The sequence below is a fragment of the Shewanella sp. MR-4 genome, assembly GCF_000014685.1.
Taxonomy (GTDB): Bacteria; Pseudomonadota; Gammaproteobacteria; order Enterobacterales; family Shewanellaceae; genus Shewanella.
The window spans coordinates 3341175-3367394 of record NC_008321.1 but is presented as its reverse complement, the minus strand read 5'-3'; the positions used below and the strand labels follow the sequence as shown (position 1 = coordinate 3367394).

General features: G+C 48.3%; 22 protein-coding genes and 1 riboswitch. Of the genes, 8 read left to right on the top strand and 14 right to left on the bottom strand.

Going from position 1 to position 26220, the window contains the following annotated elements; genetic code table 11:
- Positions 1-92 precede the first annotated feature (92 nt).
- Positions 93-728, bottom strand: coding sequence for a DUF2913 family protein (locus SHEWMR4_RS14755; protein ID WP_011623563.1), 636 nt, complete (start codon positions 726-728; stop codon positions 93-95).
- Between the two features lie 129 nt (positions 729-857).
- Entirely contained in the window at positions 858-1505 is a 648-nt protein-coding gene (locus tag SHEWMR4_RS14750; RefSeq protein WP_011623562.1) for a peroxiredoxin-like family protein, read from the bottom strand.
- 307 nt (positions 1506-1812) lie between these two features.
- Between SHEWMR4_RS14750 and SHEWMR4_RS14745 the strand changes: the two genes are divergently transcribed.
- Positions 1813-2706, top strand: coding sequence for a hypothetical protein (locus tag SHEWMR4_RS14745; protein ID WP_011623561.1), 894 nt, complete (start codon positions 1813-1815; stop codon positions 2704-2706).
- A 231-nt stretch (positions 2707-2937) separates the two neighbouring features.
- Here SHEWMR4_RS14745 and SHEWMR4_RS14740 read toward each other — a convergent pair whose 3' ends face one another.
- The 3 genes from SHEWMR4_RS14740 to SHEWMR4_RS14730 form a co-directional block, all read right to left on the bottom strand.
- Positions 2938-4239 (bottom strand): DEAD/DEAH box helicase, encoded by a 1302-nt coding sequence (locus tag SHEWMR4_RS14740; protein WP_011623560.1) that lies wholly within the window; start codon positions 4237-4239, stop codon positions 2938-2940.
- 324 nt (positions 4240-4563) lie between these two features.
- Entirely contained in the window at positions 4564-6132 is a 1569-nt protein-coding gene (locus tag SHEWMR4_RS14735) for a methyl-accepting chemotaxis protein (RefSeq protein ID WP_011623559.1), read from the bottom strand.
- 467 nt (positions 6133-6599) lie between these two features.
- The gene (locus SHEWMR4_RS14730) at positions 6600-8417 is read right to left on the bottom strand and encodes an aminopeptidase P family protein (RefSeq protein ID WP_011623558.1); all 1818 of its coding nucleotides are present in this window, start codon (positions 8415-8417) and stop codon (positions 6600-6602) included.
- A gap of 361 nt (positions 8418-8778) precedes the next feature.
- On the opposite strand from SHEWMR4_RS14730, the gene SHEWMR4_RS14725 reads away from it, so the two are divergent.
- Together SHEWMR4_RS14725 and SHEWMR4_RS14720 are read left to right on the top strand one after the other, a co-directional pair.
- On the top strand, positions 8779-9570 hold the full coding sequence (locus tag SHEWMR4_RS14725) for an ROK family protein (RefSeq protein WP_011623557.1): 792 nt from the start codon (positions 8779-8781) through the stop codon (positions 9568-9570).
- Between the two features lie 447 nt (positions 9571-10017).
- Positions 10018-10105: riboswitch (cyclic di-GMP riboswitch) on the top strand.
- A 107-nt stretch (positions 10106-10212) separates the two neighbouring features.
- Positions 10213-12819: a glycosyl hydrolase family 18 protein gene (locus SHEWMR4_RS14720; protein WP_011623556.1), complete on the top strand. Its 2607-nt coding sequence runs from the start codon at positions 10213-10215 to the stop codon at positions 12817-12819.
- A gap of 66 nt (positions 12820-12885) precedes the next feature.
- On the opposite strand, the gene SHEWMR4_RS14715 is transcribed toward SHEWMR4_RS14720, so the two are convergent.
- Complete coding sequence (locus SHEWMR4_RS14715) at positions 12886-13356, bottom strand: FKBP-type peptidyl-prolyl cis-trans isomerase (RefSeq protein ID WP_011623555.1); 471 nt, start codon at positions 13354-13356, stop codon at positions 12886-12888.
- Positions 13357-13577: 221 nt separating this feature from the next.
- Here SHEWMR4_RS14715 and SHEWMR4_RS14710 point away from each other — a divergent pair, with 221 nt between their 5' ends.
- Positions 13578-14906: a short-chain fatty acid transporter gene (locus SHEWMR4_RS14710; protein WP_011623554.1), complete on the top strand. Its 1329-nt coding sequence runs from the start codon at positions 13578-13580 to the stop codon at positions 14904-14906.
- A 131-nt stretch (positions 14907-15037) separates the two neighbouring features.
- On the opposite strand, the gene SHEWMR4_RS14705 is transcribed toward SHEWMR4_RS14710, so the two are convergent.
- Positions 15038-15517: an HPP family protein gene (locus tag SHEWMR4_RS14705; RefSeq protein ID WP_011623553.1), complete on the bottom strand. Its 480-nt coding sequence runs from the start codon at positions 15515-15517 to the stop codon at positions 15038-15040.
- A 251-nt stretch (positions 15518-15768) separates the two neighbouring features.
- Between SHEWMR4_RS14705 and SHEWMR4_RS14700 the strand changes: the two genes are divergently transcribed.
- Positions 15769-16377 (top strand): TetR/AcrR family transcriptional regulator, encoded by a 609-nt coding sequence (locus SHEWMR4_RS14700; protein ID WP_011623552.1) that lies wholly within the window; start codon positions 15769-15771, stop codon positions 16375-16377.
- Between the two features lie 8 nt (positions 16378-16385).
- Here the strand turns inward: SHEWMR4_RS14700 and SHEWMR4_RS14695 are convergent, their stop codons facing one another.
- From SHEWMR4_RS14695 to SHEWMR4_RS14680, 4 genes are all read right to left on the bottom strand, one after another.
- Positions 16386-16736 (bottom strand): DUF1294 domain-containing protein, encoded by a 351-nt coding sequence (locus SHEWMR4_RS14695; protein ID WP_041408830.1) that lies wholly within the window; start codon positions 16734-16736, stop codon positions 16386-16388.
- 100 nt (positions 16737-16836) lie between these two features.
- Positions 16837-18081 carry a DUF418 domain-containing protein gene (locus SHEWMR4_RS14690; protein ID WP_011623550.1) on the bottom strand — a complete coding sequence of 415 codons (1245 nt, stop codon included), beginning with the start codon at positions 18079-18081 and terminating at the stop codon, positions 16837-16839.
- A gap of 144 nt (positions 18082-18225) precedes the next feature.
- A complete protein-coding gene (locus tag SHEWMR4_RS14685) occupies positions 18226-18663 on the bottom strand; it encodes a nucleoside deaminase (RefSeq protein ID WP_011623549.1) in 438 nt (145 codons plus the stop codon).
- A 99-nt stretch (positions 18664-18762) separates the two neighbouring features.
- A complete protein-coding gene (locus SHEWMR4_RS14680) occupies positions 18763-19257 on the bottom strand; it encodes a hotdog fold domain-containing protein (protein WP_011623548.1) in 495 nt (164 codons plus the stop codon).
- A 237-nt stretch (positions 19258-19494) separates the two neighbouring features.
- On the opposite strand from SHEWMR4_RS14680, the gene SHEWMR4_RS14675 reads away from it, so the two are divergent.
- Entirely contained in the window at positions 19495-20409 is a 915-nt protein-coding gene (locus SHEWMR4_RS14675; RefSeq protein WP_011623547.1) for a DUF368 domain-containing protein, read from the top strand.
- A gap of 200 nt (positions 20410-20609) precedes the next feature.
- Positions 20610-22208 (top strand): RCC1 domain-containing protein, encoded by a 1599-nt coding sequence (locus SHEWMR4_RS14670; protein ID WP_041408829.1) that lies wholly within the window; start codon positions 20610-20612, stop codon positions 22206-22208.
- A gap of 78 nt (positions 22209-22286) precedes the next feature.
- Here SHEWMR4_RS14670 and SHEWMR4_RS14665 read toward each other — a convergent pair whose 3' ends face one another.
- Genes SHEWMR4_RS14665 through SHEWMR4_RS14655 form a run of 3 tightly spaced genes read right to left on the bottom strand, consistent with a single transcriptional unit; the run spans position 22287 to position 24689 of the window.
- Positions 22287-22967 carry a transcriptional regulator gene (locus SHEWMR4_RS14665; protein WP_011623545.1) on the bottom strand — a complete coding sequence of 227 codons (681 nt, stop codon included), beginning with the start codon at positions 22965-22967 and terminating at the stop codon, positions 22287-22289.
- Positions 22968-23008: 41 nt separating this feature from the next.
- Positions 23009-24283 carry a serine dehydratase subunit alpha family protein gene (locus SHEWMR4_RS14660; protein WP_011623544.1) on the bottom strand — a complete coding sequence of 425 codons (1275 nt, stop codon included), beginning with the start codon at positions 24281-24283 and terminating at the stop codon, positions 23009-23011.
- 22 nt (positions 24284-24305) lie between these two features.
- On the bottom strand, positions 24306-24689 hold the full coding sequence (locus SHEWMR4_RS14655) for a RidA family protein (RefSeq protein WP_011623543.1): 384 nt from the start codon (positions 24687-24689) through the stop codon (positions 24306-24308).
- Positions 24690-24945: 256 nt separating this feature from the next.
- Between SHEWMR4_RS14655 and SHEWMR4_RS14650 the strand changes: the two genes are divergently transcribed.
- A complete protein-coding gene (locus tag SHEWMR4_RS14650; RefSeq protein WP_011623542.1) occupies positions 24946-26217 on the top strand; it encodes an amino acid permease in 1272 nt (423 codons plus the stop codon).
- The last annotated feature ends 3 nt before the right edge of the window (positions 26218-26220 follow it).

The window sequence follows — 26220 nt, the reverse complement described above, 5'->3', positions numbered from 1 at the left end:
AGCTTCGCAGTGACTGCGCTACATTTTATCTTGTCATTGTGAAAAAATTGTTAGCTGTAACGCAGTTTTCCTATTCAAGCAGTTTTTTGTCATTAAGCCAAGAGTTGGCACAACGCAGGTAGCTGATTATGAGGATAAATTTGATAGGTTTTATGGTGCTTAATCAGGCTGGTTTTTTTATTACCTTGGCTGATAAGCAGCCCGTGGGAGAGGGCGATTTGAGTCAACTGCTGCTCATCGGCGCGGACATATAAGTTGATGGGTTTGATGAGCTGATTATCTCTGATATGTTGAGTAAACTCTTTCATATCAATCACTAAGCTAGATTGACCATCGGCGTCCAGCTTAAGTTTGGTGTTAATTTCGGTGTCAGTAAACACTAGCCATTCGAGCTGAGTTAACTCGGCAATCATAGCATTTAACGCCGTACCTAATTCGACGTGAGAGTTTTCAACGCTTTGATACTGTTGAACAATTCTCTCCAATAACCGCTTAAGTTCGGCACCAGCACCTTGGCTGCGAGCCATACGGATCCATGCAGTGAGATCGTCGGCCACCAGTTTAGAGAAACGCTTTTCTTTGAGCGCCTCGACCATCCAGTTACACAAAAAATGACTCTCTTGCGCAGGCGTGCGTTGGGCTTTTTTAGCTTGGGCTGAGGCGATTAAATCGGCAAGACCCGCGCGAGCGAGTTCGAGTACGGCTTGGTTATAGGTTTGAGAATTCATTCTGGCTCCGCCGCGGGCTAAAGGGATTGATCTAATGGAACTATGCGTTTGAATTGCGGCGGAACTAGTTTAGCAAAGCAGCCAATAAATCGATAACGATTCTTACTGGCTGCGATGGTTTATCTAGGCTTATTCTGGGGCACTGACAAGGCTTGCTGCGGTCAGAATTAACTTAGGCGCGGGTCTCACCTTGTAGTTGGGATTTACATATTGGAAATGGATTAACCCTTTTGTGTCGGTGATATAGATAGCTGGCACTGGCAGCACTAATCTTTTGTCGCCTTCGGGCGTGGTCCACAGTGGGTTATCCAGTTTTAAGCGACTCAAATAAGTATCAGTGACTTGTTTGCTGGTGTAAAAGGCGAGTCCAAAGGCTTGTGATGCCAGCATTTTTTCATCGGAAAGCAGCTGGTATTTAAGCTCGTTTTTAGCGGCCGATGATTTTAGCTGTGCGGGCGTATCCGGCGAAATACCGACTAATTGAAAGCCCATGTCGATAAGTTTAGGCTCGATGGCTTTTAGCTGCCCCATTTGGTTGTTGCAAAAGGGGCACCAGCCGCCACGGTAAAAGAAGAAAATGGTTGGTTTTTGTGCCGTTAATTTTGCTAAATCAACGCTTTGCCCATTCATATCTTGCAAAGTGATTGTGGGGATTTGCTCGCCGTTTAGCAGTGGGCTAACGGAATATTCATCCTTGGCGATAGGGTCGGCCTGACTGACAAAACTGCCGAGCAATAGGGTGGTTGTCAGTAAAAAGCGCTGTAATAGGGACTGCATAGATAATCTCTCCATGTTATGTTTTTTGTTAACTCAAGCGATTGCCTCTAGCTTGTACGCTTGTCAAACAGAAATAGGTTGTGGTGACGGATATAAGAACGGTTATTGGCTCAATTTATTGCAGCGTTAATCACGATTTTTCGACGTTTTTTAAGGGATGTGGAGCAACTCCTACTTGATGGTTTTGCGCTTAGTGTGAGTCTAGCGTGAGCCAATGGTGGGGTTGTGAACCTTGGAGTGGTACTATGGCTCGCGCCGTGGGGGCAACGGCTAAATTTTATTAAGTTTTTCAATAGGAAAGTGGTAAATGGATAAGGGATTATTTAAGGCGTTAAAGAAAGTCTATGTTAAAAAGTCGTACCGCAAAGACGAGCATGGTTACCAACAAAGAATCGATAATGGTGATGTGTTTGATGTCGATACGGGAACCTATATCTACTCCTATCAAGGACTATCTGATGCCGAAATCACATTGATTGAACAGAGTGGCTATCCCGTCAACGACAGGGTTAAGCTGAGTCATGATGATGTGGTTCTCGGCTATAAAGCGATACTAAAGCAGCCGAATCTTTCCTTCGAAAATTTACTGGCAGCCTATTTATGTGGTTTTTCAAGCTTCCCGCGCGGTCGACAGCCAATACTCAGCTATCTGTTTGCGAAGGCGCTACCAGAACATTCGATGGCAACCGATAGTGACATTTGTCCTATGTGTTCCATCAAGCGCGTTAACTGGATTGAGCAGGGGCAAAAAATCTTTTCCTGTTACGCTGGCAGTGTGTGGAACGAGCGCTGGGCGCACAACCTCATAGAATTACAAGAATTTTGTACGCTATCGCCTTGTAAACCTAGTGCCGAGGATGTGGCCATCTTTAGTGCTTTAATTGAAGCTATCCGTCAGGCTCCTTTAGATGAAACACCCGGAAAACTCGAGCAAAGGGTGAAGAAAGCCAAGATTATCCCCCAATTTAATAAGTACAGTTTCCGTGGCCAACTGATGGTGTTAGCTGAGCTTGGCATCATGCCAAATCCCTATGTTGCGCCGCTTTATGAGGCATTTACGCCATTTGAAGCGATCTGCAATATCAAATATCCCGGCAGTATTCGCTCCGACATCATCTTACCGCTAGCAGGGTGGCGCGGCGAAAATCCCATTGATGAGCAAAGGCTTAAGCAGTTATTTGGTGTTTTTTCGAATAAGTGATCAGCCTCAGTTCAGTGGGTTAAGTATTGTGCAAATGAGGTAGGGGATAACTTGCCGATTGTGTACGTTTAGAGGTTGGACTGAGATAAGCCATCTTTGAGAGCGAGTCACTCTTATAGCCTATGGCTTGTCACCCATTGTTTCGGCTCAATAAAAAAAGCGTCCCTTAGGACGCTTTTTTGCTTTTTATAACGAGACCGACAGGCGAGGCTGTGTTGCCTATGTCGGGAGTTATTTCAGCTTTTTCGCCTTGCTTGGGGCTTGGCCAACTTTCATTTTCACGCGGCGGCCCTGCATGCTTTTCTCGGCGACAATCTGCTCGCTGACGTTGTCGAGTCGCTGTTGTTTCTTGGCAAAACTGCGACGGGTTTGTAGCTGCTTTAACAGCAAGTCGCGGCTACCAACTTCGTATCCGGGAACGGTAATACGACGAATTTTTTGGCCGATAAGCTTTTCAATATCCGCTAAGGTGCGCTCTTCTTCACGGCTCACAAATGAAATCGCGACCCCAGATTTACCCGCGCGACCGGTACGGCCAATACGGTGTACATAGTCTTCGGCGAGGAAGGGTAAGTCGAAGTTGACCACATACTCAAGGCTGGGAATATCTAAGCCGCGGGCGGCGACTTCGGTCGCGACTAAGACGCGTACCTTACCCGACATAAACTCACGCAGTGCGCGGCGACGGCTACCTTGCGCCTTCTCTCCGTGCACCACTTCAGACGGAATGCCGTCTAAATTCAATTCTTTCACTAAGGTGTCGGCCGCATCACGCGTCGCGGTAAAGACCAACACTTGTTGCCAGTTCTTCTTACCAATCAGTTCGGATAAGAGTTCGCGCTTACGGCGCTGCTCAACCGGATACACCACTTGGCTCACGGTATCTGCGGTGGTGTTTTGCTTATCGGCGCTGATGACTTGAGGCTTGACCATCATCTCGTTGGCCAGTTTTTTCACCGCGCTGGAGAAGGTGGCCGAGAACAATAGGTTTTGACGCTTCTTATTCACCGCTTGGAGGATTTTTTGAATATCCGCATTAAAGCCCATGTCTAACATACGGTCGGCTTCATCGAGCACTAAAAAGTCGATGCTAGAGAGACTTAAATTACAGGCGGTAAGGTGCTCGAGCAAACGCCCTGGCGTCGCGACAATAATATCGGCACCGCGTTTAAGTTTTTGCGCCTGAGTCTCAACCTTTACACCGCCGTAAATGGTTAACACGCTGAAATTTAAATACTTGCTGTAGGCTTCAACGTTGTCGGCAACTTGAGCTGCGAGCTCGCGAGTCGGCGTTAAGATTAATACCCGCGCGTTCGATTTTAAGGTCTCGCTGGGATTTTCTGCCATCTTTTGCAGTATAGGTAATGCGAATGCCGCCGTTTTACCAGTGCCCGTTTGCGCGCTGGCGAGCACATCTTGCCCGCGGCGGATGGCGGGGATCGCTTGCTGCTGAATAGGTGTCATTTTTTGATAACCGCAATCTGAGATAGCGCGTAAAATCTCGGGGCAAAAACTAAAAGATTCAAATCTCATTTTGGATTCCTGTTGTTCACTTATTCAATCTCTCAAGCGCATTGTGCGCAGTAGAAAGGCGATTCAGCCCGTTGTGCACAGGGTCTGTTACAGAATATGCACTTGGTTACGCATTTCTCCAGCCTGTATTTTCCTACATTGCGAGCAGAAAAATGGCGGGCGCGGAGTATAGCAAAATTTTCGGTTAAAACCTGTACTTTTTAAGCCTTTGAGATTTTAAGACAAAGCGTAAACGGGTTTTGGTGTGGATAAAAGGTTTGAAGGGCCGATGTGGACAGCGAGTCTTGCGCCATTGTCCAAACAGACAATGGCGCGACTGGACGATTAGCCAAAGGCGCGGCGCAGGCCGAGTGCCTTTTCGGCGTTTTGCTTGAGGTGATTAGCTGCATCACCAATTTGATGGGTTGCCGCGAGGTTTTCGCTGCTGGTTTGGGTGATGGAGTGAATGTTGTTAGTGATTTCATGCACCACTTGACGCTGCTGATCGGCGGCCACCGCGTTTTGCTGAGCAAAGGTGTGGATCTCACTCACCTCTTGGTAAATGGTATTTACATTTTCGGCGGAGGTTTGAATGTCGTTAGCACACACCTCGGCATGTTGTCGGCTCTGTTCCATCTCCTTGGCCCAGGCATTTAACATGCTGAACATCTTGTCGACGCTTTGGGAAATGCTGTTGGTCGATAACTGGGTACGGCTCGACAGCGCGCGTACTTCGTCGGCGACAACCGCAAACCCGCGGCCTTGTTCTCCTGCGCGGGCGGCCTCAATCGCGGCATTGAGGGCGAGCAGGTTAGTCTGCTCGGCAATCGAGTCAATCTCGCCCATAGCACTGGCTACCCGTTCGGCTTCTTTATTGAGTTGATGAGCATTATTGGCGGCATCGGCCACGGATTTGGCTAATTGCTCAACTTTTTGGGTGTTGGCCTTCATATTGGCGCTGCTTTTCAGGCAGAGATCGTAGGCGGTGTTGATGCTGGTCGAGGTCAGTTGGGTATTTTGTGCAACCTCGGCAATGGTTGAGCTCATTTCTTCCATCGCGCTGGCGAGTTGTTCTAGCTGGTTTTTCTCTTGGTCTAGGCTGACATAGGTTTGTTCTGTGGTCACCACCAGCTGATCGGCAATCGCATGTAAGTGGTGGGCCTGATCTTGGGTACGACCAAGCACGCCGTTCATCTTGGCTTGCAATAGGATCAATTGGAAATCGAGAATCGATGAGGTATCGGCGCCCGAATAGATATAGCGGCTGATAGAGTCATATTTCTCTTGCATTTCAATCAATTTGGCTGGAATGCGAAAAGCTTCATCGTAGAAAATCGCCAGATTGAGGCTCATTAACATCGCCCCAGCGAAAATCACGCCCCAGCCCCAAAAGTAACCTGCAATCAGTAAACCCGTGGTGGCCACCACGGCAGACACAAATCGCTTTTGCATTAAACTCAGCGGCTTAGGAATGGGTTTGTTCTGCATTAGCCTGCGGTAAATCTCCGTTGCTTTGCTGACATAGGCCGCCTGCGGCTGGATACGCACCGACTGATAGCCGACGATAGTCCCATTCTCAAACAGCGGAGAGACGAAGGCATCGACCCAGTAAAAACCGCCATTCTTGCAGCGGTTTTTGACTATGCCTCGCCAGGATTGGCCGGATTTCAGCTTTTCCCACATCTCTTTGAAGGCGGCGCTGGGCATATCGGGATGACGTACTTTGTTGTGGGGATGGCCGATTAATTCTTCAGCACTGTAGCCCGACACCTCGGCAAAACGTTGGTTGACATAGGTAATGATCCCGCGGGTATCCGTTGTGGAAATCAATTCGTCTTGTGGTGTGAGGCGGACTTCTTGGGCGTTGCTGTGGATATGACTAATTTTATTGTGGCTAGGGTTACTCTGGCTCATTTAGTGTGTCCATTCAGGGCCGAAACGACATTGGGGTAAATGTAACGGGTAAAACGAGTGCCAGCTCTCATTGGAGCCGGCTTGTTATGTGATAATGGTATCATTTTTGTGGGGTTATTGGAGAGAGGTTTTTAGCTTTAACCTCAATAAAAGTAATGATTTTTAAATTTCATTCGTGTTTTTAAACATTACGTTTTTAATTCGCTTTCAAACGAGTGTTTATCCTGTTAAAAAGCAAATTTCAGAGTTTTATATAGGGTCAGTTTCTCGCTTATGGGGCATATACCGCTATTAGCTGATAAGGTTAAAAACATGGCCGCAGCTTAGATGAAAAACCTAAGCGTGCCTATTGGACTAATGTCGTTGTTGAGCAGATATATGGGGGACAGATTCCGCTCAATTTGCTTTGAGGCTGCTTCTAATAAAAACCCAAGCGCTGGGGCTTGGGTTTTCGTGTTGAACGAGTGTTAGATGGCTTTTGTCGCCTGTGTCAGCCACTTAAGCTCACTGCCCGACATTAATGGCGATAAGGTGTTAAACACTTTCTGATGGTAAGCATTAAACCAGTCGATTTCGCCTTGGGTTAACAGGCTCTTATCGATAAGGCGAGCATCCATTGGGATCAGCGTTAAGGCATCGAATTCATACATTTCACGCTCGGCGCCCTTTAAGGCTTCGCAGTGTTGGACTACCACTAGGTTTTCTAAGCGGATCCCAAAACTGTCGGCGCGGTAATACCCTGGCTCGTTAGATAACACCATGCCTGGCATTAAGGCGATGGCATTGAGGTTTTTACCGATGCGCTGCGGACCTTCGTGCACGCTGAGGAAATGACCAACGCCGTGGCCTGTGCCGTGGTCGTAATCAAAGCCATGTTGCCACAGATATTGACGGGCGAAGGCATCGAGTTGCTGCCCTGTCGTGCCTTTCGGATAGCGGGCCTGATCTAAAGCGATATGGCCTTTTAATACCAAGGTGACCATTTTCTTCTGTTCATCGGTCACGTTACCAATGGCGATGGTACGGGTGACATCTGTGGTGCCGTCCAGATACTGAGCGCCAGAATCCACAAGGTAGATGCTGTTCATCGTCATCATGGCTGGCGTGCCATTGTTATGGTTGTAGTGGCACATGGCCGCATTGGCGCCAGCGGCGGAAATAGTATCAAAACTTGGCTCTCGATATTGTGGATCTTCGAGGCGGAAGCTTTCCAACTTGTCGGCGAGGGTGGCTTCATCGTGCAGACGATTGGCTGCGACCTCGGCATCGAGCCAAGCGAGGAAACGACTCACGGCCACACCATCACGGATATGGCTGGCGCGCATGCCCGCTAATTCGGCGGCATTTTTCTGTGCCTTAGGCAGGGAGACCGGGTCGATACCGGCAATTAACTTGGCGCCTGCATCGCGGGCGATATTTTGTGCCCAAGCGTTAGCAGAATTGGGATCGGCGAGCAGTTTCACGCCCTGTAAGCTTGCCAAGGTATCGGCAAGGGAAGCTTCGCTCTTAAAGCTCACACCCGCTCCAACATGTTCCTCAATGCCTTCAGGGAGTTTGTTTAAATCGGTAAACAGCTGCATATCGCCATTGGCGTGAAGTAGCCCGCAGCCGAGCACGACTGGCAGACGCGGTACGTCATTACCACGGATATTGAGTAGCCAGCAGAAGGAGTCTAAAGCGGCGATTAACGCGACATCGGCGCCGGCTTTTTTGACTAGTGCGCCAATCTCGGTCCGTTTTTGCAGGCTGGTCTTACCCGCACTCTCATTACTAAATAACGTGATAGCCGCGCTCGACGGTGCAGGTCGATTTTGCCAGTGCTTATCAATCGGATTCTGTTCAACGGCAACCAATTCAATTTGGGCTTTCGCTAACATCGCTTTGGCGTTTTCAAACCAAGCTAAAGTGTGTAAACGGGCATCGAAGCCCACACGTGAACCTGCGGCAAGCGTATCGCATAGCCATTCGATTTGCGGTGTGTCGGTCAGGCTTTCATAACTAAAGAGATTCGCATCCACCTGCAGACGTACTTGCACCGTATAACGACCATCGGTAAAGATGGCGGCTTTGTCTTTTAAGACAATAGCCATACCCGCTGAGCCGGTAAAATCCGTTGCCCAGTACAAACGCTCATTATGCTCTGGCACATATTCGCCTAAGTATTCGTCCGCGCGCGGGATGATAAAGGCATCTAAATTGGCACTGGCAAGTTCACTACGAATGGCGGCAAGACGGTTAGCAATCTTATTAGGCTGTAGGGATTGTGACGATGATGATAACGACATAGGGGCTCCAAATATTGGCATTGGCGGCTGACGTAGGCGGCCAAATTATAATGCGTAATGCTGGCGAAAAGGATGCGAATTGGCGGCGATTATCGCAAGCTCAATGGCTAAGATGCAAGGGGATGGAATAAAGGATTTTGTATACAATTTTGTTTTTTAGCTGTCATTTTACGATAACGAGGGCTGTGATCTTAGGCTAATTCTTAAATTGAAATGTTATCTTTATCACTCAGTTCCTCCGACTAATTCTTACAAATTAGCCACTTAAGTTTTATTCAATCGCTAATATTTACCCATTATGCTAACATTCGCCATCTCCGCTCGGGGTCAGAGGGGAGCACATGTATCAGTGGAGTTGGCGATGCAAACATTAACAATAGACGTGGGCGGTAGCAAAGCCCTGTTCGAACTTCAACTCAAGGGGCATACAGAACAATATAAAATCCCCACGGGTGAAGGCTTTAAAATTGAAGATTTAAATGATCAAATCGCGGCGCTTGAACGGGATTATGATTTACAGAATTACCATTTAGCGATTGCTGTACCTGGACTCGTACAACAGAATCGTTTGGTCTCCTGTAAGTCTTTGCCCGGTCTCAATGGGCTAAGCTTTGAAACCTTGAAAACCCAAGGGGAACTTAAGTTTATCTGCAATGATATCGACGCTGGTATGCAGGCAACCTGTGACGAAAAATATGCCTGTGAGTTGTTAGTCATGTGTGGCACTGGGATTGGCATGTCGATCGCGTTGAGCGGCAAGGCTTTTACTGGCGCGACTGGGGTTGCGGGGGAGCTAGGACATTGCCGAGTGATGACAGAATCGGGGGAATTTAGTCTCGAACAACTCGCCAGTGGCGATTCTATCCGCAGCCGCAAGATTTCTACCGCCGATGATTTATATCTCGCCGGCACTTATCTGGGGATGGGGCTAGCGTGGGCGGTCAATCTGTTTAATCCAAATCGGATTTGGTTAGCGGGCGGCATGATGAACAGCGCGCCTTACTACAAGGGTTGTCTCGATAGTTTAAGACGCATGGCCCTAAGTGCACCGTTAGCCGAAATGAAGATTAATCGTGTCGATGATATGGAAACCTTGGTTTGCCGAGGTTTGTCGGTGATCTTGGCAAGGGATTACTCGAAGAGCGCTGCTTAGCGGCATTCGGCTAAGTTAGAATAAGCCGAGGTTGAGGCGTCATAAGTTCGACCACAATTCAACCTCAGCTATTATGTGGTCACAAAATAAAGATAAAAATCATGCGGTCATTGGGTAAGAGTGCTTCTGTATTGAAGCGCACCGATTCAATGGCCGTATTTTTATTCGCACTCCTTATACCGCACCCTATTCCGTGTCGATATTAATACTTTCGACTTATTTTTCTGTGCGCTATCCAGCTAACGCCAACAGCCGATGATGAGAGGCGGTTTTCATATAATTTTATTTAAACACAATGATTTAATATCATTTTATAATGAATTTATGTGCCTATTTTTACGAATGATACGGCGATAGCAATCGGTATAACAGCCTAGCTGTTAATATTTGGTTGCAATTTGGTTGGGTTGCGACATATGCTAAATAACGTAATGACAACGTTGTCATTATTGTGAAAGGCAAACCAATTGAAAGATTGGGACGCAAAGCCTCCGGTCTAAGGGTCGTTTGTACCTATGATAGCGGGGATACCGCAGGTTGTTCTTCATGTTGCCGTTGTACGCACATGGTTTTAAGAGTGTTGTATCCTGTCTATGCTTTGTTTGCCTTATTGATGCATAACTTACTCAATAGGGAATTTTCATGTTTAAGACTCAAATCTCCACCACTGCGATGCTGGTGGCTTCGGTGCTGGCATCCGTCGCCAGTTTTCAAGCATTTGCCGCGCTCCCAGGAAAACCTACCTTAGGTTGGGGAGAAACCAAGTTTGCTATTATCGAGGTGAATCAAGCCGCCTCAGCCTATAACCAGTTAGTGACGGTTAAGGATGCTGCCGACGTGTCGGTAAATTGGAACCTGAATAATGGCGATATTGGCAACAAAGCCCAAGTGTTGCTCGATGGCAATCTGGTTTGGGAAGGACCCGCCAGCGCCAATGGGGTCGCTAATTTTAAGGTGAACAAGGGCGGCCGTTATCAAATGCAAGTGCAATTGTGTAACAGTGACGGTTGTACGGCGAGTGATGCTAAACAAATCCTCGTGGCAGATACTGATGGTAGTCACTTAGCGCCACTGAATGCGCCTTTGAAAGAAAACAATCGTCCCTATGCGAATAAATCCGGCAAAGTAGTCGGGGGTTATTTTGTGGAGTGGGGAGTTTATGGCCGTAAGTTCCCCGTCGATATGGTGCCAGCACAAAACTTAACCCACATTTTATATGGCTTTACTCCTATATGTGGCGGCAATGGCATCAACGACAGCCTAAAAGAAATCGAAGGCAGCTTTGAGGCATTGCAACGTGCCTGTGCTGGCCGTGCCGATTTTAAAGTTGCAATTCATGACCCTTGGGCTGCGATTCAAAAGCCGCAGGCGGGTGTGAGTGATTATTCCGACCCTTACAAAGGCAACTTCGGCCAATTGATGGCGTTAAAACAAGCCTATCCCGATCTGAAGATCCTCCCCTCCGTTGGCGGCTGGACGCTCTCGGATCCCTTCTACTTTTTAGGGGATAAAACCAAGCGTGACACCTTTGTGGCCTCGGTGAAGGAGTTTTTACAAACTTGGAAATTCTTTGATGGTGTTGATATCGACTGGGAATTTCCCGGCGGCAGTGGTGCTAACCCAAGCTTAGGTAATGCCAATGACGGAGAAACCTATGTCACTCTGATGCGTGAATTGCGGGCGATGCTCGATGAACTCAGCGCCGAAACCGGACGCACCTATGAGCTAACGTCGGCCATCAGTGCGGGCGGCGATAAGATTGCTAAGGTCGATTATCAGGCGGCGCAGCAATATATGGATTACATCTTCCTGATGAGTTACGACTTTAATGGCGGCTGGACCAATACAGAGCTTGGGCATCAAACCAATCTCTATGAGGCGAGCTGGGATCCTAATACCCGTTACACCACGGACAAAGGCGTAAAAGCCCTGCTCTCTCAAGGGGTGACTCCGGGTAAGATTGTGGTCGGTGCTGCTATGTACGGCCGCGGCTGGACTGGGGTGAATGGCTATAGCGGTAACAATCCTTTCACGGGCACTGCAACGGGCAAAGTGAAGGGCACTTGGGAAGCGGGCGTGGTGGATTATCGCCAGATCGCCAAGGATTATATGGGCGCAGGCTGGAGCTATGCCTATGATGAAACTGCCGAAGCACCATCTGTCTTTAATGCATCAACGGGTGATTTAATTACCTTCGACGATGCTCGTTCTGTTAAAGCCAAGGGCCAATACGTGCTGGCCAATCAGCTCGGTGGTCTGTTCGCCTGGGAAATTGATGCCGATAATGGTGACATTCTCAATGCCATGCACGAAGGTCTAGGTCATGGAGAGGGCACAACGCCACCAGCGAATAAAGCGCCGATTGCCAATGCGGGGACGGATGTCACCGTAACGGGCACGTTGGATGTGACGCTAAACGGCAGCGCGTCGCGGGATCCTGAAAACGCAGCTTTAAGTTATCAATGGAGTCAAGTCTCGGGCCCAAGCTTGAGTATCACTAATGCGGATATGGCCAATGCTGTGGTGCAGCTGAGCGCGACGGCGTCGGATGTGGTGTATGTGTTTAGCCTTCGAGTTACCGATCCTGAAGGCTTATCCTCAACCGATACAGTGACTCTCACCCATAAGGCCGAGACCGTAAACCAAGCGCCTGTAGTGACTGTGCCAGCGAGTGTGACGGTTGAAGCGGGGCAATCAGTCAGTATCAACGCGACGGCGACCGACGCCGATGGCGACAGTCTTACCTACGCATGGACAGTGCCAAGCGGCGTGGCGGCGAGTGGACAAAACAGTGCCACACTGGTGGTGACGGCGCCAGCTGTTACTCAATCTACCCAATACAGTTTGAGTGTATTAGTCTCCGATGGCTCCTTAGATGCTAGTGCCGCATTGACTTTAACCGTGACGCCTAAGGCAACGGGTGGTCAATGTGATGCCACTGACCCTAATGCGGCCAATTATCCGGCGTGGAATACGACAAGCATTTACAACACGGGTGATACAGTGAGTTATAACCAGCTGGTTTGGAAGGCGAAATACTGGACTCAAGGTGACACACCTTCAAGAACGGCTGACCAATGGCAATTGTTGAGTCAGGTCGAGCTGGGTTGGGATGCGGGTGTTGCCTACAGCGGTGGTGCAACTACTAACTACAACGGTCGTCAGTGGCAGGCCAAATACTGGACTAAGGGAGATGTTCCCGGTGTCGCGTCCGTTTGGACTGATATTGGTGCAGCAACGTGCCCGTAAAGGATAGATAGAGCGCCTAAATAGAACAAAGCCATGCAGTGCATGGCTTTGTTTTTAATATTGAAATTAATTTACCTTCAGCAGCTCAACATCAAAAATCAGTACTGAACCGCCGCCAATTTTACCAGTACTGCGGTTGCCATAGGCCAGTTCGCTAGGAATAAAGAAGCGATACTTGTCGCCCTCGACCATCAGTTGCACGCCTTCAGTCCAACCTGGAATAACACGATTTAATGGGAAGGCAATGGGTTCGCCGCGCTCTACCGAGCTATCGAACACTGTGCCATCAATTAAGGTGCCGTGGTAATGCACAGTCACTGTATCACTCGCCTTAGGATGAACAGTGCCAGTGCCTTGCTTTAACACTTGATATTGCAATCCAGAGGCGGTGGTTTTCACTCCTTCTTGGGTTTTGTTTTGCGCTAAAAACTCATTACCTAAACGGATATTTTCTTGGGCCGCTTTTTGGTTATTCATCGAGGTAAAGAAGTAAAAAATCACCCCAGCAATCACAACAACGGCAAGTAACATTTTCATTTTAAGGAGCACCTCAGTCAATTTTGGTCATGTTATCAGTTTTTTAGCCGAAGTGGCTAGCGCCTCGGTTGGGCGCGGTGTTGGATGATTCGCGTTACATTTTCTCACTTTTTTAAAATGGTTAAAGGCTTTATCCCGTTTTAGAGATCGCTTAACCTGTGACATTAGACTCTACAAAAACTCAATAAAAACAGATAAGAAGAATAAACAAGGACAGTCTTATGTTAACCAAAGCGGCAAAACCTCTGGTCAAGCTCGTCGACCGATATTTACCCGATCCTTATATCTTTGTCTTGCTCTTAACCTTAGTGGTGCTGATTTCGGCCGTGGTAGCCGAGCAGAAAACCCCACTCGAAGTCATCAATTACTGGGGCGATGGCTTTTGGGCGCTGCTGAGTTTTTCGATGCAGATGCTATTAGTGCTGGTGGCGGGATTTATGCTCGCCAGCTCGCCACCGATTAAGAAATTACTCGATGGCATCGCAGGATTTGCCAAGTCGGCGCCTCAGGCCATTATCTTAGTGACCTTGGTTTCCCTCGCCGCCAGTTGGATTAACTGGGGATTTGGCTTAGTGGTCGGCGCCTTATTCGCTAAGGCCTTAGCGCGTAAAGTGCGTGTGGATTACCGTTTATTGGTCGCCAGTGCTTACTCGGGATTTGTGGTTTGGCATGGCGGCTTAGCGGGCTCGATTCCGTTAACTATTGCCACTGCTGGGCATTTCTCAGAATCACAAATCGGTATTATCCCCACCAGCGAGACCATCTTCGCTAGCTTTAACCTGCTGTTAGTACTGATTTTGTTTGTGGTGATGCCACTGGTGAACCGCTTTATGTTGCCAGAAGATAAAGACTGCATTTATGTTGATCCTAAGGCGCTGGAGGATGGGGGCGCAGACGATAAAGCGGTACAGTTAACGGCCAATACGACTCGCCCTGCGGATAAATTAGAAAACAGTCGCTTGCTCGGTTGGAGTGTCGGCGGCGCGGGACTCGTTTACTTAGGCTATTACTTTGCGGTGCAGGGCGGCAGCTTAAACCTTAACCTAGTCAACTTCTTATTTTTATTCCTCGCCATAGTGCTACATCAAACGCCACGCAGTTTATTACTGAGTCTCAACGAGGCCATTAAAGGCGGCGCGGGTATCGTCATCCAGTTTCCTTTTTACGCTGGGATTATGGCGGTGATGGTGCAATCGGGGTTAGCCCAGAGTATTTCCGAAGGTTTTGTGGCCATCGCCAGTGCCGAAAGTCTACCATTTTGGAGCTTTATCAGTGCAGGGATTGTGAATATTTTCGTGCCTTCGGGGGGCGGACAATGGGCGGTGCAGGCGCCAATTATGTTACCCGCCGCCGAAGCCTTGGGCGCCGATGTAGCACGTGTTGCTATGGCAGTGGCTTGGGGTGATGCGTGGACCAATCTTATTCAGCCTTTCTGGGCGCTGCCAGTGCTGGCAATCGCCGGATTAAAGGCGAGGGATATCATGGGGTTCTGTTTAATGCAGTTGCTGATCACCGGGGGGATTATCAGTATCGCCCTCAGCTGGTTTTAAGTTTAAAGTGAGCAGTTTTGATAAAGGGCAATCAACTTGCCCTTTATTTTTATCCTCTTCTTTATTCTCTTTTTTAGCCACTTCACGCCTGAATGTGTTAACACGTTAAGGTTTTAGTGTTTTGACGCAGCTTAAAACCATTTCTGCGGATAGGGGCGTCGACACAGCAGATTATGATACAGCCAGCCAAAGGATAGGATCAGCACTAGACCACTGGCGACCGGCGAATATAAAAAGTCCCACTCTTGCGCGGTCAGCATAATAACTAGCGGGTTTGCTCCTGCAGGAGGATGCACTGTGTGGGTCAGCATCATCAATGCGATTCCCGCCCCTACGGCCAATCCTAAGCTCAGCGGCGTGACGCCCACACTGTGGAGGATGATAAGTCCCATCAGACTAGTGAGTAGGTGGCCGCAGACAATGTTTCTTGGCTGCGCCAATGGGCTATCGGGAAGGGCAAATAAAATCACCATAGTGGCGCCAAAGGGTGCCATCAGCCACAACAGGTGCGAACTCATTTGCTCTAAGCTTGCTAAGGCACTGATACATAACATTGCACCTATGCCTGCGAGCAGTGCCGGTTTTAATTGCTGTTGGCTTATCACTTTCATTATCTGTCCTTTGAACCCAACTTGGCTATCGCGCAAGGGCTATGGTTTATATGGTGAATATCAATGGCTGCGGCTTTGGGAGGGCAGTGTTGAGTTGCCCGTTGACTCTATCCCAGTGGCCGCGTTGCACTTAATTGTGTTGAATCTTTAATGGGTAGACCAGTCTGTCTACCTAGTATCATTGCATGAGTAGACTGAGTTGTCTACCTGTGAGAAGATACGTTTAAATCCTAATTGCAGAGGAAGGCGATATGCCGCAACCCGAAGTGTTGTCAGATATGCCCTTAGATAAACGTCAACAGCTCATCAGCACGGCATTTAAACTGTTTTATTTTCAGAGCGTACATGGGGTAGGCATTAACCAGATTTTGCAGGAGTCGGCGATTGCCAAAAAAACCTTGTACCATCATTTTGCCAGTAAGGATGAGTTGGTCGAAGCAGTGGTGCTGTACCGCGACCACGTGTTTTATCAATGGTTAAGCGAGCGAGTGCAGGCGGCCGAGACGGGTAAGGCGGGGATCCGCGCGTTATTTATGGCGCTCGATGACTGGTTTAATCAAAGAGTGCCGCAGCTGTGTGAGTTTCGGGGCTGTTTTTTTATCAATGCGAGTGCCGAATTTACCGATGCCAGCCATCCCGTGCATCGTTTGTGCGCCGAGCATAAACAGCGGGTGGCAGATTTAATGGGTCAGCAAGTGGCGGCCTTGGGCTTGTCCGAGGCAAAAGCGGCTTATCTTGTCGATACCCTATGCCTATTGAAGGAAGGCGCCATAGTGTCGGCGCAGCTGCGCGGCGACACAGGTGCTGCCATGCAAGCGTTAAAAGCTATCGAGCAATTGATTGAAATAGAAACGAATTAGCGTGACGGTTAAATCAATCTATCCATGAAGCCCGTTTGGATCCCATAACCCAGCAGGGCTAAGTTGGTCACGACCGTGAGCCAAAACAGTTGGCGAAAGGCGGCTTTGACCGATTTATGCCGTAGTAGCTGCTGGGCAAACAGTGCGCCGGGCCAACCACCGAGGAGAGACATTAGATGCAGGGTGCTTTCCTTGGTGCGCCAGCGGCCTTTACGCGCCGCCGATTTGTCGAAGGCGTAGGCGATAAAGGTGGATAAACTCAGCAGCAGATATAAACCCACAATCGCGAGGGGCAGCATATGCCACCAAGCGGCGCCGATTAACATCGCCAGAAAAACCAGTGCTAATAATAAAGGCATCGAACTCTGACGTGATCGCGCGGCTCTTGATTTTGTGGTTCTAGATTGAGTCACTCTTCTTTGAGTCGCTTTTCGTTCATGTACTGGAGCGGACGGCGTTTTATTGGCTCTTTTGTTGTTCATTGTTCGAGTTCAAATGGCTACTAGCGTTGATGGACTTAAAGGCGAGCTGGCGCCAGAGTTTTTCGAGTGGCCCTTGGTGAAAGTAGCGTAAATACAAGCTTGCCAGTAGCAATTGTAGCAGCGAGTAACCCAGCGCCATCGCCATATAACCGCCCCTGTCGAGCGTTAATAGTAACTCGGGGGCAAAGTGGCGAAAGATAAACACCCCGACAATGGATTGCAATATATACAGGCTAAAGGCGAGTTTGCCGACATTTTGCAAAGGCCTTAGCACTGTCGAGCGATTTTGGCAGATTTTAACCAATATATGGATGTAAATCAGTGCAGTCGGGATTGCACTTAGCATGACTATGATGTCCGAAAACATCACCAATGTCGGGTTTTGAGTTAATCCCAGCAGGGTATCTAGGGCGGAGAGCACTAAGCTGGCTAAAACCAGCTTGATTAAGGTGTTTCGCTCAAACCCCTGCTCGAAGCTACCTTGGCGATAGAGCGCCATACCGAGCAGCATCAAGCCACCCGTGAACCACATTAGCGTGAAGGGAATGACCAGCGCCATGTAGCCGACCTGCATGACATGCAGCAGCAGTTGGTTAGGGTAACTTGCTGTCCAAACGCTGTATTGCTCGGCGAATAAGGGCGATTCGCGGGTAAAGAGTTCGTCACTGCCCATGATGCTGATTAAGCAGATAACCACTAACGAGCTGAAAATAAAAATATTGGCCTTACGTTTTAACTCGGCGATGCTGGCATCTCGATAGCAGAGCGCTAAAAAGCCGCTGATCCCATAGGTCAGTAAAATATCACCGGGCCATATAATGATGCCGTGGATCAGGCCAAAGACAATCAACCATTTCAAGCGTGAGCGCAGCAGCGAATAGGCCGCAAAGCCTTTATCGCTAAATCGTTGGTACTGAATATAAAGCCCAACGCCAAATAAGATGGAAAACAAGCTGATAAAGCGCCCTTCAATAAAGAAATTGCTGAAGGCTTCGAGCACTTGGTCTGAGAGTAATTGGATTTGATGGGGCGCATAGCCATAAAAGCTTATCCCCATAAAATAGATATTCATAAAAAATATCCCCAATACCGCTAGCCCACGTATGGCATCGAGGTTGGCATTACGTTCAGTTGGGATAGGCTGATGGGGCGTGTGAGTCGCATCGACGGGATTTCCCCAAGGATCCTTGGCAGCTTGAGTGATAGGTTTGATAGCAGGCATCCTTTTGCTATTGGGGATAATTAACCGAGTCAGCTCGGTGAGATTGAGTTGATAATACAAGGCGCTAGCTTAACAGGCACTCAAACCAAAGAACACTCAACGACATAAAGCGTTGGGTGCGTGAACCGCTTTGAAAGATATTGGCTATTCGCCAATATCTTCGTTCCACAGCTGTGGCTTGGCGGCGATAAAATCGCGCATTAACTGTTTGCACTCGTGATTGTCTACCACTGTCACCTCAACTCCGCGGGACTGCACATAGGCTTCAGGCCCTTGAAAGGTGACATTTTCACCGACCACCACCTTAGGGATGCCGTAGAGTAATATTGCCCCACTACACATATCGCAGGGGGAGAGAGTCGAATAAAGTGTGGCCTTTTGATAATCGGCGGCGGTTAGTCTGCCGGCATTTTCGAGGCAATCCATTTCGGCGTGCAGCACGGCGCTGCCTTGTTGCACGCGTTTGTTATGGCCGCGGGCGACAATTTTTCCGTCGATCACTAATACTGAGCCAATGGGGATCCCGCCTTCAGCTAATCCTTGTTTTGCCTCATCAATGGCGGCCTGTAAAAATTCATCCATTTCGATCCCCTATCTTAGGTTGTTTGGCTTAGCATAGCAGCCTGCAAGCGTTGAGCAAGACAACCTAAGTGGTGATTTCGATTGATGATTAAGCTTGGTTTACTTCTGTGGCTTTTCTGAAATCCATAACTTGATATGTCCCTTCACGACCACAACACCTTGGGTGTCGTAGGCGGTTACAGGCACCAACATATCGCCGGGCGTCCACTGCTCTGGCGTGACTTCGGCAACACATAAAAGATCACTGCCCGCCTTGGCGGTGTAATCGAGGCTCATGCCCTTAGGGATCCAACGCAGATGGGCTGGAATCGATGCTTCGGCCATCACGCCCATCGCCATTTCTAAGCCGTTACAGATGGCGATAACATGCACGGTTTTTATATGGTTATGAACGGCATGACGTTTTTTAATCAGGCAAGCGCAGCGGTTAAGGCGTAATTCAGTGATCAGTGGTTTGATGGTGCCAAAATAAGGCGCCATGCGTGATACCATGATGGAAAAGATTTTTTGGCCAAAGGGTAAGCCTTGGGTTTTATGGTAGAGCGCGAGAACCTTATTGGGCTTAGCGTTTGGGGTTTGTGCGTTAGGGCTCATGGTTATCCTTCATCGGAGTGCAAACTTAAGGTGTTAGTCTTGGGCCGCTGATATTTTTAATGCTTAGCGGCGTGCCTGTTTCTTTCTGGTCGGATGAGTGTAACATTGGGATAACATTAAATGCCAGTCGGCCGAATTAAGTAAACTTCATTTCGCGGTTTTTACGCTAACACCGTATAATCACGACAAATTTGTCATCAATGACACGTCATAATGATTTAACTACAAGGACTCACAGTGAAATATTTGCTGACCTATTTTAAGGGAATGGCCATGGGGGCCGCCGATGTGGTGCCTGGGGTTTCGGGTGGCACTATCGCCTTTATCACCGGTATTCTCGATACCTTGCTCGAAAGCGTTAAACGTATCAATCCTTCGCTTTGGGGCGTGATTAAGTCGCAGGGGATTAAAGGCGCGTTTGAACATATTAATGGTGGATTTTTACTGAGCCTATTAGCGGGCATCCTGACCAGTATTTTTACCTTCGCTAAACTGATTTCTTGGTTGCTGGCGGCACATCCCATTCCGATTTGGTCATTCTTCTTTGGCCTCATCATCATCTCTGTGGTGCACATGCTTAAACAGGTGAGTGGTTTTACGCTGGCGCGTTTGGGATTATTTGCCTTAGGGGTTCTGGCTGCTTGGGTGATCACTGTACTGAACCCTGTATCGGTCGAGGCCAGCTATTTAAATATTTTCTTCGGCGGTGCGATTGCCATTTGTGCCATGGTATTACCGGGGATTTCGGGCAGTTTTATCTTATTACTGCTCGGCTTATATCCAGTGGTACTCGCGGCGGCAAAAAATATCCAAATCGATATCTTGGCCTGTTTTGCCGTTGGCGCTTTACTGGGAATTTTAAGCTTTAGCCATTTACTCTCGGCCTTGCTGCGTAAATACCATGATGCGACCGTAGTATTTCTCACGGGCTTGATGCTCGGCACCTTAGGTAAAATTTGGCCTTGGAAACAAACCTTAACCTGGCGTACTAACTCCCACGGTGAACAAGTGCCGTTATTGGAGCAAAATATTTCGCCGCTGAATTTTGAACAAGTGACGGGCCAACCTTCACAGCTGATGTTAGCTGTTGTGTGTATGTTGGCGGCCATCGCCTTAGTTTGGGGTTTAGAGAAGGTCGGCAAACGGGATTAAGACAATCCTGTGGATGATATAAATAAAAGCAGCGATATTCGCTGCTTTTATGTTTTAAGGCCGATGGAATGTACTCGACTTTTGGGCAATGTTATTTTGCTGGTCCGTTAAGTTACAATCGCGCCTCAGAGTGCACGCAGTCGATGTTGTGCATCCGTTTAAACTCAGTGAGAGTTTGCAGTTACGATAAGGATATAGTTGTGGAAAAAAAACAGGTCCCCTGGGTTGGCGTGGCGCTAGCCATTTTTGCCTTAGGTCATGTGGTTAACTTAATCATAGATAAGCAAGATTCTGAAATATCCCCAGAGTTAAAGCAGCAAATTTCTGACACTATTCAGGCTCACAGAACACCCGCTTTCGCGAATAATGTCTTGATTCATGAGCCAAACACCCCTGAGATTGCTGAGACTTCGTCCAAAATCCCTATGCCTGCAGAATTAGCCGATGTGAGTCAAATCTACAGCAATCTCAATGCATTTGCGGCGCTCAAACGAGACGGTACTGTAGTCACATGGGGTGATGGCGAGTGTGGTGGCGATAGCAATAACGCCGCCGAGCCTCTACTTAATGTAAAACAGCTGTATGCGGCAGAGGATACCTGCGGCTTTGCCGCGTTAACCCATGACCACAAACTGATCCCTTGGGGAATGGGCGATGAAACTATGCCTTGGACTCGAGGAGTGAGACCTGTACTGCATGATGTGCGCGATTTTGTGGTGGCTAAGGGGCTCTATGCCGCCATTAAGCAAGATGGAAGTGTCGTCAGTTGGTCTTTTGAAGATGCATCAACTGCCGAGCTAAGCTCTGGTAAGCACGCCGCGCCTGCGATGACTAACGTCGTGTCTGTATCTGTTAACTATCGGGCTTTTGCCGCCTTAAAACGGGATGGAACAGTAGTGACATGGGGGCAGGCTAATTATGGTGGCGATAGTCGCGAAGTCGCCTCAGCGCTTAACAATGTGAAACTACTCTATGCTAATGATGATGCTTTTACCGCGATGACAGCGACGGGCAGATTGGTGTCATGGGGTAAGGTAAGAGAGGATCAAAAAGGCCGTGAGCAAGTGGCAAAGCTTAGCCAGCTTGCGCCTGCCGTGAAAGTTGTTGCTTCCAAAAATGGCTTTGCGGCGTTACTGGCTGACGGTAGTGTTTATGCGTGGGGGGAAGGGGAGTTAACTGAGTATGATGTGCCATTTCCTGCCCGCTTATCTCGTCCAAGTCGCGCCAATAAAGTGATTGATATTTTTGCCAATAATGACGCGTTTGCCGCCTTAACCATAGGTCGTCAACTTATCGTTTGGGGTAGTAAATTCAATGGTGCTGATACGTCAGTCCTTAAGGATAAGTTACAAAGCGTGCATAAGGTTTATCCCTTTGATGAAGGATTTGTCGCGCTACGTAGGGATAATACGGCTATCGCTTGGGAAGGATGGGAATTGGCAGAAAACCAGCCGCGTTATCAAGAGGTCACTCAGGTAAGTAAAGTGGTGACCTATGAACGTGAATTTGCCTTTTTAAAGCAAGATGGCACTGTGGTTGATGGCCGCTTTGGCCCCAAAACTGACATTAGTCAAGCAACGGATATATTCCCTACGGGGTTAGGCTTTACGGTTAAACGCCAAGATGGCTCGATTGCAGTATGGATGCGGGAAGATCCCGCGGTGACGCTAGATAAGCAAGCCGTTGATTTGAGTCACATGCGGGATATTCGCAGTAATTTACTGGATGTGATTGCCCTAATGGACGATGGCACGGTACAGGCTTGGGATGTAACAGGTAGAACGAGCAATGTGCTCTAAGCCAATGAGCAATCCCATTTGAAGCTAGCAAGCTAATAAAAAACAAAGGGCTAAGATGAACATCTTAGCCCTTTGTTTTTAAGCGAGGCTTTTCTCGCTTTCGGTTTGATTGGCTTTGATTTCACGCAGATAGCGATAGATCGAATGCACTGATATCCCCAAACGAGCGGCGGCCACTTGGGCGCTATCCTTGAGTTCGAAAATCCCTAACTCATGGAGTTGATTGACAATTTCGCGACTCTTTTGTGAAGGGGAAATCGCGGGATTCGCACGTACCTCGTGGTTGACACTATCGATAGTGCTGTGCAGCGCCTCATCAATATTGCGCGCAAACACCTCGGGCGAACTGGTCAGTTCGCTGCCAAGGAGTTGCTCCGGCATCATAGTGCGCAGCACAGATTGCAGCGGTGCATCCATATCGCTATTAATGCACAGCAACCCAATCGGCAGGTTTTTGGGATTGCGGATCACTGTGGTGATCGAGCGTAAAGTTTTACCGTTGGCGCACTTAGTCAGGTAAGAGTTGGAAATATCCTGACCCGTTTTAAGCTTGAGCAAGGCAAGGTTGGTAATGGGCGCACCGACCTCGCGGCCAGTAACATGGCCATTGGCAATTTTGATCACCGAAGGGTGCTTAGCATCCAAACTGTGCAGCACCACTTCAGTGTGTTGGCCATACATGGCAGCAATCCCATCGACGATATTTTCGATGGACTTGAGTATATCCAGATCGCTTTGAGTTAAGTCTTGCAATTTCACTCTTTTGACCCTTTTTCAGCTGCTTATCAGGAATAATCGTCTTATTCTGACATGATATTAATGATGGTGACATCCGTAGATGACATGCCGTTAAGTACCATTTTGCCTATGTTCTTAATGGTTTTCTCTACATCTTTGGCTATGATGCCTTGGCCTGACACGTTTTGGCTACTTAGCGCCATTAAGAATGAACGTACCGCCGCACTCGAAGAGGTACTGACCTTCATAGCGCAGGAGGCTTTGGCACCGTCACAGACCATGCCCGAGCTGTCACTGATGACGTTTTGAATCGCATAGCAGGATTGCTCGAAGCTGCCGCCCGCTAAATACACCATGGCCATAGAGGCTGCGGCACTGGTGACCGTATTGCCACAGAATGCCGATAACGGCGGGTAGTGGGATTTGATATAAATCGCCCCGAGGTGGCTCATGATCAGCGCGCGAGCCAGTTTCTCTTCGCTGACCTTATAACATTGGGCGGTGATCACCACAGGAATCGTCGCCGCAATCCCTTGGTTACCACTGCCTAAATTGCTCATGGCGGGCAGATTAGCGCCGCCCATACGCGCATCCGAAGCCGCCGCGGTGAGCATCACAATCTTATTGAGTAAGTCCTCACCGATGATCCCAGCGGCAATGCCGTTTTTCATGGTACGGCCAACTTCCAAACCATAGGGTTTGGACATGCCTTCATCGGATAATTTACTATTTAATTCAGAGGCTTTAAGGATAAATTGGATTTCTTCGAAGGGTACTTCCTGGGCGAAGCGGTAAATCGACTCAATATTGATATCTATACCATCGCAGATTGAGCCTGTGGCCTTGGCTTGGGCGTTATCTGCGGTAAACACCAGTTCACCGTTTAAACGCTTCTCGGCAATTAAGGTATGGCCGCCACAGATTTTCACCATGGCCTCTTGCTCACCAGCGGTTAAGCTCACGCAGCAATAAATAAATTCGTCAGTCTCGGTTCGCTCTACCTTCACTTTTCCCGCATCGATTAGGGTTTGCGCCTTGGTGACTTGCTCCGGAGTAACGTTGGCAAGGACTTCGAGTCCCGCTTCGGCATCGCCCGCAAGCGCGCCCGCAGCCGCAGCGATAGCAAGGCCGATTTTGCCTGTGCCGGGGACATAGACGCCCATCGAGTTTTTATACAGATTATCTGAAACTTGTACTGCAATTGACTCTGGCTCTACGGGCAATAATGTACGGGCCACGGCCGCCGCATAGGCGGCGGCAATCGGCTCGGTACAGCCTAGGGCGGGTTTAACCACTTGGTTAATAATCTGAATGTATTGCTGCCATTGAGGTTTCATCGGGCTACAACCTTACCAATATTTATGCGTGAATGTGGGCGATAGCTTCGACTTCGACTTTGACACCCAGTGGAAGATCTTTTACCGCAAAGCAGCTGCGCGCAGGGCAGTCGGTTTTGAAATAGCTTTTATAGACTTCATTAAAGGCGGCAAAGTCGCTGATCTCACTTAAGTAACAAGTGGTTTTAAGCACGGTTTCTAGGCTACCGCCGCCGGCTTCGATAACGTATTTCAGATTCTCAAGGCATTGCACTGATTGTTCGCTGATCCCGCCATCGACAACGCCACCATTTTCTTTGCAAACTGGAAGTTGTCCAGAGGTAAAAATCAGGTTGCCATAGCTAGTACCGTGGGAATAAGGGCCAATAGCGGCTGGGGCACGTTCCGCATGAATGATGCTTTTCATTATCTCTCCAATCTTGCAAATAAAATTGAATGCTATCGAATTTCTATGTGCAATATTATTTGCATATTTTTGTTTAGTTGCAATTATTTTTTAATGAACCATGCCGTATAGACGAGTTTTTGCGTATTTTGACGGGTTTTAGACTGAATTGTGAGCGGCGACACTTTGTTCAACAAAAGTTGAATTTTTTGTTTGCTGAGTTTGTTTTGTTCAAATATATTTGCAAAAAATAACATCAACTCGGTTAGGATGAGATATGGATGCAACCATAACGGCAGCACAATGGAAAGAGGATACCCGCTTCGACAGTACGGATTGGGGCTGGATCATTATGAGTATTGGCATGGCGATTGGCGCCGGGATCGTATTTTTGCCAGTGCAGGTGGGGTTGATGGGCTTGTGGGTATTCTTGCTTTCAAGCGTGATTGGTTATCCTGCCATGTATTTGTTTCAACGCTTGTTTATTAATACCTTGGCCGAGTCACCCGAGTGTAAGGATTATCCGAGTGTGATTTCGGGATATCTGGGCAAAAACTGGGGCATCTTACTCGGCGGCTTATATTTCATTATGTTGGTGATTTGGGTGTTTGTGTATTCCACGGCTATCACCAATGATAGTGCCTCCTTTTTACAAAGCTTTGGCGCGACCACATCATTGTTGTCTGAAAATCCCTTCTATGGCTTAGCATTGATCTGTGGCTTAGTCGCATTGGCCTCCCGTGGTGAAAACCTGTTATTTAAGATCTCCACCTTTATGGTGCTGACTAAGCTTGGGGTAGTGGCGGTACTCGGGCTGATGATGGTCGATAAGTGGGATATCAATAATATCGGTAGCGTACCCAGCACGGGCGATTGGCTAAAGGATGCGATTGTGATGTTGCCTTTTACGCTCACATCTATTCTATTTATCCAAAGTTTAAGCCCTATGGTGATCTCTTACCGCTCGCGGGAAAAATCCCTTGCCGTTGCCCGCTTTAAGGCGATGCGTGCGATGAACATTGCCTTTGGGGTGTTGTTTGTGGTGGTGTTTTTCTACGCTGTGTCTTTTACCCTCGCCATGGGGCATGAGCAGGCGGTGCGCGCTTCCCATGAAAATATCTCTGCTTTAGCCATGGTGGCCCAGGGCATGCCAGGACAAACCTTAAAACTGCTTAGTCTGACCTTAAATATCTTTGCGGTGATGACGGCGTATTTTGGTGTGTATTTAGGGTTTAGAGAGGCGTGTCAGGGATTGACCATGAATATGCTGCGCCGGGTGATGCCAGAGGAGCGGATCAATAAGTCGTTAGTGGGTTACGGCATCATGATCTTTACCATTTTGCTGTCGTGGGGCGCGATTGTATTAAATGCCCCTGTGCTGAGTTTTACCTCTATCTGCAGTCCAATCTTTGGTTTAGTGGGATGCTTGATCCCTGCCTATTTGGTCTATCGAGTGCCTGCGCTGCACAAATATAAAGGGGTGTCGCTGTATATCATTATCATCACTGGCTTACTGTTATGCATCTCTCCTCTGCTTGCCTTTAGTTAGTCC